14 protein-coding genes are annotated in these 12539 nt (G+C 62.5%); 8 read left to right on the top strand and 6 right to left on the bottom strand.

Annotation, left to right across the window (positions count from 1 at the left end; all coding sequences use genetic code 11):
- Positions 1-8 precede the first annotated feature (8 nt).
- Genes ACE3PR_RS17525 through ACE3PR_RS17515 form a run of 3 tightly spaced genes read left to right on the top strand, consistent with a single transcriptional unit; the run spans position 9 to position 1903 of the window.
- Positions 9-695, top strand: a complete 687-nt coding sequence (locus ACE3PR_RS17525) for a DUF6134 family protein (RefSeq protein WP_374374594.1) — start codon at positions 9-11, stop codon at positions 693-695.
- Between the two features lie 15 nt (positions 696-710).
- The gene (locus ACE3PR_RS17520) at positions 711-1451 is read left to right on the top strand and encodes an SDR family NAD(P)-dependent oxidoreductase (protein WP_374374592.1); all 741 of its coding nucleotides are present in this window, start codon (positions 711-713) and stop codon (positions 1449-1451) included.
- 2 nt (positions 1452-1453) lie between these two features.
- Positions 1454-1903: a nuclear transport factor 2 family protein gene (locus ACE3PR_RS17515; protein WP_374374590.1), complete on the top strand. Its 450-nt coding sequence runs from the start codon at positions 1454-1456 to the stop codon at positions 1901-1903.
- Here ACE3PR_RS17515 and ACE3PR_RS17510 read toward each other — a convergent pair.
- The 5 genes from ACE3PR_RS17510 to ACE3PR_RS17490 are packed head-to-tail and all read right to left on the bottom strand — an operon-like array spanning position 1862 to position 7301.
- On the bottom strand, positions 1862-2443 hold the full coding sequence (locus ACE3PR_RS17510; RefSeq protein ID WP_374374667.1) for a DUF3833 domain-containing protein: 582 nt from the start codon (positions 2441-2443) through the stop codon (positions 1862-1864). The genes ACE3PR_RS17515 and ACE3PR_RS17510 overlap by 42 nt on opposite strands.
- A gap of 47 nt (positions 2444-2490) precedes the next feature.
- Positions 2491-3819 carry an MFS transporter gene (locus tag ACE3PR_RS17505; protein WP_374374588.1) on the bottom strand — a complete coding sequence of 443 codons (1329 nt, stop codon included), beginning with the start codon at positions 3817-3819 and terminating at the stop codon, positions 2491-2493.
- A complete protein-coding gene (locus tag ACE3PR_RS17500; RefSeq protein ID WP_374374586.1) occupies positions 3816-5003 on the bottom strand; it encodes a class I SAM-dependent methyltransferase in 1188 nt (395 codons plus the stop codon). Before ACE3PR_RS17500 ends, ACE3PR_RS17505 begins: the two co-directional genes overlap by 4 nt.
- Before the next feature lie 16 nt (positions 5004-5019).
- Positions 5020-5874, bottom strand: a complete 855-nt coding sequence (locus ACE3PR_RS17495) for a DUF1365 domain-containing protein (protein ID WP_374374584.1) — start codon at positions 5872-5874, stop codon at positions 5020-5022.
- On the bottom strand, positions 5871-7301 hold the full coding sequence (locus ACE3PR_RS17490) for an NAD(P)/FAD-dependent oxidoreductase (protein WP_374374582.1): 1431 nt from the start codon (positions 7299-7301) through the stop codon (positions 5871-5873). The genes ACE3PR_RS17495 and ACE3PR_RS17490 overlap by 4 nt, the downstream gene beginning before the upstream one ends.
- A 353-nt stretch (positions 7302-7654) precedes the next feature.
- Between ACE3PR_RS17490 and ACE3PR_RS17485 the strand changes: the two genes are divergently transcribed.
- Positions 7655-8191, top strand: coding sequence for a sigma-70 family RNA polymerase sigma factor (locus ACE3PR_RS17485; RefSeq protein ID WP_374374580.1), 537 nt, complete (start codon positions 7655-7657; stop codon positions 8189-8191).
- Entirely contained in the window at positions 8188-8856 is a 669-nt protein-coding gene (locus ACE3PR_RS17480) for a ChrR family anti-sigma-E factor (protein WP_374374578.1), read from the top strand. Before ACE3PR_RS17485 ends, ACE3PR_RS17480 begins: the two co-directional genes overlap by 4 nt.
- 3 nt (positions 8857-8859) lie before the next feature.
- Here the strand turns inward: ACE3PR_RS17480 and ACE3PR_RS17475 are convergent, their stop codons facing one another.
- A complete protein-coding gene (locus ACE3PR_RS17475) occupies positions 8860-9990 on the bottom strand; it encodes an acyltransferase family protein (protein ID WP_374374576.1) in 1131 nt (376 codons plus the stop codon).
- 236 nt (positions 9991-10226) lie between these two features.
- On the opposite strand from ACE3PR_RS17475, the gene ACE3PR_RS17470 reads away from it, so the two are divergent.
- The 3 genes from ACE3PR_RS17470 to ACE3PR_RS17460 all read left to right on the top strand — a co-directional run bounded on the left by ACE3PR_RS17470 (position 10227) and on the right by ACE3PR_RS17460 (position 12531).
- Positions 10227-10988, top strand: a complete 762-nt coding sequence (locus ACE3PR_RS17470) for a FadR/GntR family transcriptional regulator (protein ID WP_374374574.1) — start codon at positions 10227-10229, stop codon at positions 10986-10988.
- 16 nt (positions 10989-11004) lie between these two features.
- A complete protein-coding gene (locus ACE3PR_RS17465) occupies positions 11005-12000 on the top strand; it encodes a TRAP transporter substrate-binding protein (protein ID WP_374374572.1) in 996 nt (331 codons plus the stop codon).
- A 66-nt stretch (positions 12001-12066) separates the two neighbouring features.
- On the top strand, positions 12067-12531 hold the full coding sequence (locus tag ACE3PR_RS17460) for a TRAP transporter small permease (protein ID WP_374374571.1): 465 nt from the start codon (positions 12067-12069) through the stop codon (positions 12529-12531).
- Positions 12532-12539 lie beyond the last annotated feature (8 nt).

Here is a 12539-nt window from a genome sequence, read left to right as displayed (position 1 = left end):
GATTTGGGATGCGTTCGATATTTGTCGTTTCATGCCTGGCCGCCGGTCTGTTGCCGGCGAGTATCGCGGTTTCCGCAGAGCCGGATCCGCTGGCCCTCTATGGGCCCGCAGCCACCTATGAGATCCTCCGCAACGGCGAAGTGGTCGGCGAGCACCGGATCGACTTCTCGCGTCAGGGCGACGCGTTGATGGTCGAGAGTCGCTCCCAGATCGAAGTGCCTTTCCTGTTCCTGACGGGATACGCATTCGAGTATCGGGCACGGACGATATGGAATAATGGCACGCTCATTCGCCTTGAAGCCCAGACCAATGACGATGGTGAGCAATCCAGCCTGATGGGCGAGCGCGCGGATGATCGAATGCGGATCGAAGGCCCGTCCGGCGACATCGCCATTCCTGCCGACCTGCCGCTCTCCGAACATTGGTCGCGGCGCTTCATCGATGGCGGTCGCCAACTCAATACCATCACTGGCAAGGTCAACGACATCGAGATTCGCCCCTTGGGCGAAGCCTTCGTGCCGATGGCCAATGGCATCGCCCAGGCCGAGCGGTTTCAGGTAGACGGCGATATCAAGCTGGAGACCTGGTACGACGAGGCCGGGCGCTGGCTCGGCATGCGTTTTGCCGCGCAGGATTCCTCGATCATCGAATATCGCTGCCGCACCTGCCGGGCGGATGTAGCGGATCTGCCCTGACATGGCACGCCCGTCTTGAACAAGCGGCATTGGTGGATCACGGGGGCCGGCAGCGGCATCGGACGAGAACTGGCACGCCTGGCCGTATCTGAGGGCGATCGCGTGACCATCAGCGGCCGGCGCCGTGATGCGCTGATCGAGACAGCGGATGATCATGCGGCCATGGCGGTACAGCCGCTGGATGTGACCGATCCGGCTGCCGTGGATGCGGCAATCGACACCATCGAACGGTTGACCGGTCCAATTGACGTCGCTGTGCTCAACGCCGCCCTTTACCAGCAGATGGACACACCGGATTTCGACCGCGATGTGATCCGCCGCCTCCATGAAACCAATGTCATGGGTGTTGTGAATTGCCTGCAGCCGCTCCTCCTCCGCATGCAGGCGCGTGGCTCAGGCCGGATCGTGATCGTCGCCTCGGTGGCCGGCTATCGCGGCCTGCCCAAGGCCGCTGCCTATGGCCCCACCAAAGCGGCGCTGATCAATTTGGCCGAAGCCCTGCGCCCCAGCGCCGAAGCCGCGGGCATTACCCTGCAGATCGTCAATCCAGGCTTCGTCGAGACACCGATGACCGCCGTCAATCGTTTTCCCATGCCTTTCCTCCTCACGCCGGAGAAAGCGGCAGCGCGCATCATGGCGGGGACCCACGGCAACAGATTCGAGATTGCTTTCCCCTGGACCTTCGTCATGCTGCTGAAACTGGCGCGGCTGCTGCCGTACCGCCTCTATTTTGCACTGACGAAACGGATGCTTTGACGATGCCGTCCCGGGGACAGGAAACGCTCGCCGCTTATCTCGCGCTCTGGACGGATCCATCGCCCAACCGCGATCTCGGCCGGCTCGATGCCTTGACCCTGACGGAGGTGCGCTTCAAGGACCCCATTCAGGAAATCCATGGTCGCGACATGCTTAAGCGTATCTTCGCCGACAGCAGCCGGACGGTGGCGGATGCGAATGTCGTGATCGACGCGATCGCCTGGGCCGACGACCAGCGCGCTTTCGTCAAATGGTGCTATGGCGGCACGATCCTGCGGCTCAACCTCAGGGGCTGGTCGGTCACCGGCATGAGCGACATCCGGCTGTCGCCCGACGGTCTCATTACCTCGCATGAAGATTATTGGGATCTCGCGGGCGGCCTCTTCGAGCACTTCCCGCTGATCGGCTGGCTATTCCGCCGCCTGCGCCAGCGATTGCGTCTCGAACACTGAGGCCTGCGCGTTCGCGGCCGGACCCTTCTGGAAGGCGATGGTGACGACGCCAATCTCGATGCCCCAGCGCGTGACCGTGGCATGGTTCAGCAGAACGCCGTCCGGCTGCAGGAACATCCAGTCGTCAAAGCCGACCCGCCAGGTGCCGTCCCCGACCTTGAGATTCATCTGATAAGTCCAGTTCAGTGCATTGCCCGCCGCCACACCCTGCGCGGTGCCGATCACATCGCCGGCTTGGCCTTCATATCTGCCATTTCCCAGAGGGGTGATGCGCCAGACGCGCTGCTGTGTTTCACCGTCGTCATAGACGAAATCCTCGGTGAGGGTGAGGGCGCCCTCCTCCATCTCGCCACGCAGATCGACGGTGAATTGCCGGCGCAGATTGCCGAACCGGTCATGGAACATGCCCCAGGCACGCGACTGGCCGAGGAAATATTCCTCGGGCTTCAGGATCGGTTGCCGGTTGGCAAAATCTTCAATCTTCATCGTGTCACATCCACTCACGAACACGGCCGCCGCCAATAAGATTCCAAGGCCCATGGCGCGGAGCTTTCCCTGCAACATGTCTCAGCCCATCCTTGCGCCCATCAGGCGACCGGGTTCAGTTCCCGCATTTGCAGTTCCCGGGCGATGCCTGCGTGGCGTTTCCGGTCGAGCGGAAAACGCCACATCATGCCCACTGCTATCAGTTTGAATACGCAGGGAACCCAGGCATAGATCACCGCAAGGACAAAGGCGCCGGCCCCATCCGGCTGGGCGCCGCCGGCGGAATCGAGGCTGAGCCCGAACAGCGCCAGGATGGGGAACGCAATACCGATGGCGAGTGCGGCGGAAAGCTTCGCCGACATGCTGGAAAGGGCGAAGAAAAGCCCCGCCCGCTCGGCCCCGTGCCGCAGCCGGTCGAGATCCACCACATCCGCCTGAAGTGCGGGCGGCAAGGCAAGATCAGCCCCCAGCGCAAACCCGGTGACGATGCAGATTGCCGCGAAGGCCGGCAGCGCCCCCAGCGGCAGAAATGGCACGAAGAGGAAGGCAAGGATTGCCGCGATCATGGCAACGCACCACAGCCGGTGCTTGTCGATCCGCCGCAGCAGGAACAGCCACAGCGGCAGGCTGACCAGGGCCGCCGCGAAATAGATCAGCAGGATGATCCCCAGGGCGCGGTCATCGGCCCCCAGCCGGATCGCGATGAAGAGCGGGAACAGCCCGGCCGGCAGACCGTTCGCAACACCATTGATGAACCAGGCACCCAACAGGCGGCGGAACGGTGGATTGCCGCCGATCGCCTGCCAGGCCTGGCGCCAGGAATGCTGGTCCGGAAGGGTGCGGCGGGGCACTTCGGGCACGAAGCGCAGCAGCAGGAACAGGGCCGGCGCGCCCAGCACGATGGCTGCAAGAGCGGTCCCCAGCATCGCCTCGGCCAGGGACAGGCCGACACCCTGGAGCACAGCCGGCAGGCTGGCCGCGATGGCGATACCGACAAGGCCGAGACCTTCCCGCCAGGAGGTGATGCGCGAGCGCTCGTTGTAATCCGCTGACAATTCCGCGCCCCAGGCCGTGTAGGGCACCATCATCAGGGACCAGCCGACATAGAGCAGCCCATACCAGAGGCCGAGATAGAGGGCACCCACACCTATCGGCGGGTTGAAGACGGCAAGGAGCGCAATGGCTGCCAGAACTGCTCCCGCGGCGATAAACGGCTTGCGCCGGCCGGAGCGGTCGCTGGCATGGCCGACCAGCGGATCGGTCAGTACATCGACCACGCGCGCGGCAAAGATCGCAACACCCGTGGCAGTCAGGCCGAGCCCCAGGGATTGCGCATAGAAAGTCGGGACCAGCACATGGGCCGGCAACGTAGGAACCGCGAGCGCCAGCGCCGGAAGACCATAAAGAAGGTAACCGGCGCGCCCCTTCACCTTTGCAGCTTCAGATGCACGACGTCGATCGACCCGGCGCGGAAGCCGGCCTCGCAATAGGCGAGGTAATAGGTCCACATGCGCCGGAACCGTTCGTCGAAGCCGAGCGGCTGGATGCGCGGCCAGGCCTGCAGGAAGGTCTCGCGCCATTCCCGCAAGGTCCGCGCATAGGAAGCGGCGAAGCCTTCCTCGCCGGCCACGGTGAGGTCGGTCTCGCGCCCCAATTGGCGCAAGGCGGAGATGGTCGGCAGCATGCCGCCCGGGAAGATATAACGCTGGATGAAATCCGCGTTGCGGCGATAGCTCTCGAAACGTTCCTCGGCGATGGTGATGATCTGCAAGGCCGCCGTGCCGCCCTGATGCAACCGGTCGCGCAACACCTCAAAATACTTCCGCCAATGCGCCTCGCCCACCGCCTCGAACATCTCGATGGAGACGATGCTGTCGAACTTGCCCTCGCAATCGCGGTAATCCTGCAGGCGCAATTCAACGCGGTCGGCAAGGCCCTGGCGCTCCATGCGCGCGCGGGCAAAGGCAAGCTGTTCGGTCGACAAGGTCAGACCCGTTACGCGGCATCCGAAATCGCGCGCTGCCACTTCGGCAAAGCCGCCCCAGCCACAGCCGATTTCGAGCACATGCTTGCCGGGCGCCAATTCGGCCAGTTCCGCCATGCGCCGGTACTTGTCGGTCTGGGCGTGGCTGAGATCGTTGGCACCCTTGCCGAAATAGGCCGAGGAATAGGTCATGCTCGGGTCGAGCCATTCGCGGTAGAAATCGTTCCCGAGATCGTAGTGATAGGCGATGTTGCGCCGCGACCCACGCTTGGTATTGGCACGCATCAGATGCCGCAGGCGATTGATCGCCCGCACCCATTTGTTGCCCGCGAGCGCCGCCGCCAGCGCGCTTTCATTCCGGGCGGCGAGTTCGATGAGATCGGTCAGATCCGGGCTGTCGACCTCGCCGGCCATATAGGCCTCGGCAAAGCCCATATCCCCGCCGCGAATGAGCCGCTGGATGCCGCGCGGATCGCGGATTTCGAGCTCGGCCTCAGGGCCTGGCTCCCGGCCCGAGATCGCCTGTCGGCGGCCATCGGGAAAATGAACCCGCAGGCTGCCGACATGGAGATGTGTGAGCGCACGCTGAAACACGCTCTCCCACAAGCCGGCAAAGGATGGATTTGACATCAACGGAGCGGCCTCGTCATTCGGCCGCGTTGGAGCGGAATCCCGCCCCGGCTTCGAGTTCTGCATCCCTGCGCCCCCAAACCACCTGCGCCGGGCTCCCCGGCGGCGTTTCTCCCCGCGGTGGATTATCGGTCGAAGCCGGGCGTTTGTGAAGCGGAACGCCCTTCAGCCACAATTTCAGCGCCTCCCAATGGATTCCGGCCACCACCTTCAATGTCATGAAGGGATAGAGAATGAGCAGGCGCAGCAAAATACCGTCGGTGAGTTCGCTTCGCCGTCCGACAAAAGCCGCCTGCAGCAGCCGGCCCCTATCGTCATGCTGGTCGATGGCAAGCGCCACCTTGTCGCCAGGCGGCACTACCGAGAAGCGATAGAAGCCGGAGACATCGTTGAAAGGCGATACATAGAGCGCCTTCTTGCAGCTCTGCCGGATAGTGCCATCCGATGTGACCGGCAGAACATAGGAATGTCGACCGCCGAAGGTGTTGCTGACCTGATAGATGGTGGCGCGCAGGACCTGCTCCCGGTCATGGCAGTAATAGATCGAGATCGGATTAAAGGCGTAGCCGAAGAGGCGCGGCAGGGTGAGCAGCCGAATAGGCCCAGGTTCAAAACGCAACCCGGCCACCTCAAGCTGCCGGCCCACCCAATGCTTGAGATCGCCGCTGCCATCACCATGATCCTTGGCGCGGAAGGAGAGCGGCGCGGCCTTCTCGATTCCCAGCAGCCGAGAGCGCTTCGCGATGAGCGGCAATTCGTCGAGATCGAGCAGCAGATAGAAGATCGAATAACGGAGGTAATGCGCTTTCGGCCGCAGCCGGCGATGCATCACGGAGCCGCGATAGATGGCGGATGTGAGCGCCGTCTTCATATAGCCGCACTCGCCGCCACGGGGATCGGCATCTGCGGCACGAGGCCGGGCTGATGTTGCGGCATTGGCGCCGGGATGCGGTCGGATTCGCCGGGCACAACCCACGGCCGGCGGACGCCGCCCAGGGCCTCGGCCACGGCAAGGCCGGATTGCAGGCCGTCCTCATGGAAGCCGGCCCCGAAATAAGCACCGCAGAACCAGATTCCACCGATTCCCTGCAATCGCCATAGGTCGCGCTGTGCCGACATGGCGGCAATATCAAACAGCGGATGGGCATAGTCAAAACTGGCATAGACCTTGGCGGGATCCACCGGCCGGTTCGGATTGAGGGTCACCAAGACCGGCTCGCGCGTCGGCAAGTGCTGCAGGAGGTTCATCCAATAGGTGACGCAAATGAGGTCATCGGCCCCGCCATTATTCCCGATCACGTTCCAACTGGACCAGGCGGCACGGCGGCGCGGCATGAGGGTTGGATCGCCATGCACCACCGCCAGATTCCGCTGATAGGGCAAGGCACCCAGCAAACTTTCCTCCTCGCCGGTCGGTGCCGCCAGAAGCTTCAACGCCTGGTCGGCATGGGTTGCCAGGACGATCCCGTCAAAGGCCTGCCAGCGACCGTCTTCCATAACAATCACCGGGCCTTCGTTGCGCCGTTCGACCCGGGCAATGCGCGCATCGCAACGGAGATCGATGAAACGGTCGTCCAGCAACCGCCGCACATAATTGCGGCTGCCGCCGATAACCGTGCGCCATTGTGGCCGATCGCGCAATTGCATCAGCCCGTGATTGTCGCAGAAACGGACAAAGGCGCGCAGCGGATGGCGCAGCATCTGCTCGGTCGAGATCGACCAGATCGCCCCGCCCATCGGCAGCAGATGATCGCGGACGAACGCATTGCCATAGCCGGATTGGCCGAGATAATCCCCCAGCGTCATGTCGTCAGCCCCGGCGGCGACGGCGGCGCCGGCTTCGCGGTAGAAGCGCAGGGTATCCGACAGCATCCGCCACATGCGGGGCCGCATCAGATTGCGCTTCTGGGCAAAGAGGCCGCGCAGATTAGAGCCCGAATATTCAAAGCGACCGTCATCGAGCGATGCCGCGAAGGACATTTCGGTGGCCTGCGTCGCCACACCCAGATGCGCGAACAAGGCGGTGAGGTTGGGATAGGTCCGCTCGTTGAAGACGATGAATCCGGTATCGACAGGCACCGGCCCGTCCGCCAGAGGGAGATCGATCGTGTTGCTGTGGCCGCCAGGGCGGGAATCGCGTTCGAACAGGGTTACATGATGCCGTTCGGCCAAAGCCCAGGCCGCCGAGAGGCCGGAGATCCCCGAACCGATCACGGCGATGCGCTGGCCCGGCCCATCCGAGGCGGCATTGTTGGCGTTGATTTCAATAGGAAAACGGGCCTGATCGTTCGGTGCCATGGATATTTCTTCAATGATTTCGGCGCAGCCCGCTGCGTTATCCGTTCCTAGGCCTTTACGCCAAGCGCATGCGCGCGGATCACCGGGCATGCCGTTATCGTTTTACGTGGGGACCAATCCAAGACGGAAACCGGCCCGTAAGAACTGTCATGAATACCATGACAGCCGCCGCGATCGATCAATCGACCCCTGCTTTGCCGGCATTCCTGCGGCCAGGCCGCATTGCCGAAGGGAAAATGGCGTCTGGGCAAGGCACATCAAGACAGAATAAGAATAGGGCATGTGCCACAATCAGCCAGGCAGCGGGTGACCAGGTGACCGCTGAACCGACGCCAGACCAAAACGCGCAGCGCATGACAGCCTTGCTCGGTCAAATGAAAGAACGGCCGGACGAGATTGTCTTCGCGGAATTGTTCCGCTATTTCGCGCCGCGGCTGAAATCCTATATGCGCAAATTGGGGGCCGCCGAGGATGTGGCCGAGGAACTGGCCCAGGAAGCGATGGCCATGGTCTGGCGCAAGGCACATCTCTTCGATGCCGAGCGCGCCGGGGCATCGACCTGGATCTTCTCCATCGCCCGCAATCTGCGCATCGATGCATTCCGGCGACAGAAGCGCCCGGAATTCCTGATCGACGATCCGGCCCTGGTGCCGGAATCGCCGGCCTCGCCCGAGGCGCAGATGGATGTCGGCCAGCAGGCCCAGGCCGTGCGTGCCGCCATGGCGACCCTCCCCGCCGAGCAGGCCAGGATCGTGCATCTGTCCTTCTTCGAAGACAAACCCCATGCCGTGATCGCCGAACAGCTCGGCATCCCCCTCGGCACCGTAAAATCGCGTATGCGTCTTGCCTTCCAGCGTTTCCGCAAGGCCCTAGGAGAGCCTGAATCATGATCATCCATCACCCCAGCGACGATCTGATCGCCGCCTATGCCGCCGGCAGCCTTGATGAGGCAAACTCTCTTGCCTTGGCAACGCATCTCACCCTGTGCCCGCAATGCCGTCATGCCTATGCCGGCTTCGAAGCATTGGGCGGCACCATGGTGGAGGAAATGGAACTGGCGCCCATGAAAGCGGATGCCCTGTTGGCGACGCTGGGCCGGGCACGGTCGGATACCACGATTGTCGCGGAACGGCGCCCGGCGGTGAAATCCCCGGTGGCGAAATCAGGGCAAGCGCCTCTGTTTCCCATGCCCCTGCAATTCTATGTCGGCGGCGATCTCGACGCGGCGAAATGGAAGACCCTCGGTCCCGGCATCCAGCACATGCCGCTGATCTCGACCGACGGCGTGACCGCGCGCTTGCTGCGCATCGCGCCGGGCCAGGCCGTGTTCGAGCATAGCCATCAGGGCAATGAACTCACCCTGGTCCTGCGCGGCAGCTATACCGCCGGCGGCGATCGTTATGCCCGTGGCGATCTCGAAATGGCGGATGCCGAAATCAACCATCGCCCGGTGGCCGGCAGCGAGGATGTCTGCGTTTGCCTGGCGGTGACCGATGCGCCGTTGCGCTTCGGCAATTGGCTCGGTCGCCTCATGCAGCCCTTCATCGGGATCTAACGGTCAGCCGAGGCGCGGCAGCAGCGGCCCCTCACGTTGCGGCTGCCCGACCAATTGCGGGACCCATCGGTTGAACAGGATGACGACGGGGATCGTCAGCGCGATCGACACGATACTGGCTGCCCCCGCGAAGATCGCCAATGTCCAGCCATCCTGGGGTGCTGCGCCGACATACGACGCCGCGACCGGCCCATTGACGTGGTGATAGAAGATGCCGTTAAGGCAAAAGATGATGAGGGCGTTGCGGCCGACATAGCTCATCCAGCCGAGATGACGTCCAAACGCTTGCGCGAGCGCAATCGTGCCGCAGATGCCGAGGACAGACGTCACGGTAAACCAGATCAAATCGCCATGACCGGAGGCGAGGATGACCACCGCCTTGATATCCAGCCGGAACGGCCCCTGGTTGAGGTCATAGCTGAAATAGACACCGGCAAAGGCCAGCACTGCGCCCAAGGCCGCGATCTCGCGCGGCCAGTTCCGATCGAACAGCCCGATGCGGCGCATCACGATTCCGAAAAGATAGAAGGCGTAGGCAACGGGCGCCTCGTTCCAGAACCACCAATTCTGCCCCGGAAAGAAAGCCAGATCGCGGTTGAACCACAGGCCGAGTACCAGACAGCCTGCTGCCAACAGCGCAATCGCCAGGGTCGATTGGCGCACGAACCGGAACAGCACAAAGTGCACGACCTCGACGGTCACCAGACACATCAGGAACCAGGTCGGCACGTTGAACACGGTGAGCCAGGTCAGGCTCATCACCAAGGCGTTGCCGTAATCGGCCACACTTTCCAGCGGGATCGGCGGAAAGTCGCGCGGGATCACAAGGCTGGTCAGCGCCAGAAGCAGGTTGAAGAAGACCAGCGGAAGCACGCGCGTCACCACACGCGAGCGCAGAAAGCGCCAGAGCGTATGATCGGCGCCGAGATCCTTGGCGATACAGCCCGCGAGCACGAAGAAGAGCGGCATGTGGAACGAATAGATGAACTTGTATTGATGCGCGGCGGCATCCTGCCCCAGATACATCATCCGCTCGACGATATGGCCGTGATAGACCAGGAAGATCCCGAGACACCGCGCGACGTCGGCCGAGACGAAACGATGAGCCTGCACATCCGTTGAATCGCGCGGCATCAATTTCCATCCCCTGAAAATGCTGCTGCCAGCATAGAGGCGATCCCCAACGGCGGCATCTCGCAATTCCCTCAGGAACGGCGGCGCTCTGGCGGACAAGTAAAGAGGCGTGATGTATAGTGGTCAAACCACTAATTAATCATATTTATCCTGTAAAATACGAAGCTGAATTGATTCTTCGTTGACTCACGTGGATTCGCGGAAAATAGTGGTCATACCACTTGAAGGCAGAAACTATGTCGCTGGCGATACTGGAAGCCTCGGACGATCTGTTGGGCGCGGAACGGGTATTTGCCTATTTCCGCGAGCAATTGCTGTCCCGGAAGCTGAAGCCGGGCGACAAGCTGATGGGCGAACGAGAGCTCTCACTCTCTCTGGGGATTTCGCGGCCTGTCCTGCGCGAGGCTCTGCGCTCTCTGGCGATGCTGGGTTTCCTTGACATCCGTCACGGCAAGGGCGCCTTCGTGAGAACCGCCGATATTTCGGTGCTCGCGGATTTCTTCACCTTCTGCCTCGCACAGCAGCCCGACATTCTCGATGACGTCATGCAGGCGCGGATTGCCATAGAATGCCAGGCCATCCGCCTCGCCTGCGAACGCGCCGGCGACAGCGATCTCTCGCGGATCGGCGGCCATCTCACGGAACTCATGGACACGCTCCATGACCCGCAGGCGGGTGGCGACGCCGATTTTGCCTTTCACCTTGCCATCGTCGAAGCCGCGCGCAGCCCGGCACTCCTCACGCTCTATCAGGCGATCTCGGATCTGTTGCGCCGCTCCCATGTCGAGCGGCGACATCTGACCGTCGCCGTGCCCGGCATCCGCGATTACCTCGTCGATGCGCACCGCGATGTCTTCCTGTCGATCGTCGACCGCAATCCGGATTTGGCCGAAACACGGCTACGCGAGCATTTCGCCATCGGCGACGAGTTTCGCCGCAAGAGCTTCATCGCCGCCTATGCCAAGGCTGCGGTCAGAAGAGAAGACCAAAAAAGGTAATTAGGGAGAGGAACCCATGAAGATGCTGAATTTGCGCACCCTTGCGTGCGCCACGGTGGCGCTTGGCCTTTTTGCGGCCAATACGGCGAGTGCCGAGGAACTGCGTTATGCCCATGTCGGCGCAGAAGGCGACATCCAGACCCGCTATGCCGATGAGGCGGCCAAGGCCGTTGCCGAGGCCACCGGCGGCGCCCTGACCATCCAGGTCTATCCGGCCAGCCAATTAGGCGGCGTTGCGGAAATGGTCGATGGCGTCCGCATGGGCTCGATCAGCATGGGCCATCACGATTTCGCGTCGCTTGCGCGCATTGTCCCGGAAGTCGCCGTGTTCAATGCGCCCTTCATCTACCGCGATGGCGCCCATGCCCTGGCAGCGACGGATCCCGCCACCTCCCCTGCTTTGCAGGCAATCAATGAAAAGCTCGTCGCCGAAGGTGGCGTGCGCATCATCGGCCGCATCTATCGTGGCGCCCGCCACATCTCCTCGAACTTCCCGGTGAAATCGCCGGCCGATCTCGCCGGCAAGCCCTTCCGGGCCGTGCCGCTCGATCTATGGGTCTCGATGGTGAAGGGCTTTGGCGCCACGCCGACACCGGTCGAAGTCGCGGAATTGCCGACGGCGCTGATGACCGGCCTGGTCGTCGGCCAGGAAAATCCGCTGACCATGATCAGCGCCAACAAGCTTTACGAGGTGCAATCGCATATCGCGCTCACGGGCCATATGCAGGCCGTCCTCGCCGTCTTCGTCAACGAGCAGGTCTGGCAGGGCCTGCCGGAAGAGCAGCGCCAGGCGGTGACCAAGGTTCTCGACGACAAGGCCAAGGAATCGCTGCAATGGGCGACGGAATCCGAGGCGGCCCTGATCGACGAACTTAAAGGTCACGGCATGACGGTGATTGGCGAGGCCGACGGCCTGGATGTCGCCGCCTTCCGGAGCGCGGTGCAGAAGCAGATCCTGGCCGATTTCCCCGATTACGCCACCTACATCGAGCAGATCGCGGCTGTGCAATAGCTGCCTTGGGCAGGGCTGTGGAGGCGGAGGGCTGTCCGCCTCCACCCAGCCAGTTTGGAGCTGACGATGACAATTCTGAAGAAGTTGATCGCCGCGCTTAGCGGCCTGGTCTTGATCGCGCTGGTATTCGTGCCGTTCAGCCAGATCATCATGCGCTACATCTTCAACGCACCCATCGTCGGCGCCGAGGAGCTTACCCGGTTCCTGCTGATCATCCTGGTATTCCTCGCCTTTCCGCTGGTCGTCATGGAACGCGAGAACATCCAGATGTCGGAATTCCGCGAGATGCTGCCGGCCAGCCCACGCCGGATGGTCGCGTTCTTCATTGCCTTCGCCGCCTTCCTGACGGCGGGCTTCATCGCCTATGTCGCCTGGACCACGATCTTCGCCAATCTCAAGAATGCGACGCCGACTCTGAAGATCCCCTTCTGGCTGTTCCTCGGCGCGACATTCTGCGGCTTTGCCATCGCGGCCTTGCAGCATTTCCTCGACCTGCGGCGCCCGCCGCAGGAAGAAACACACGTTATCTGAGGCGGGCA

This window comes from Dongia sp., from assembly GCF_041909655.1.
Taxonomy (GTDB): Bacteria; Pseudomonadota; Alphaproteobacteria; order Dongiales; family Dongiaceae; genus Dongia.
Note: the sequence above shows the minus strand (reverse complement) of the source record. Positions and strands in the feature narration are given on the sequence as shown.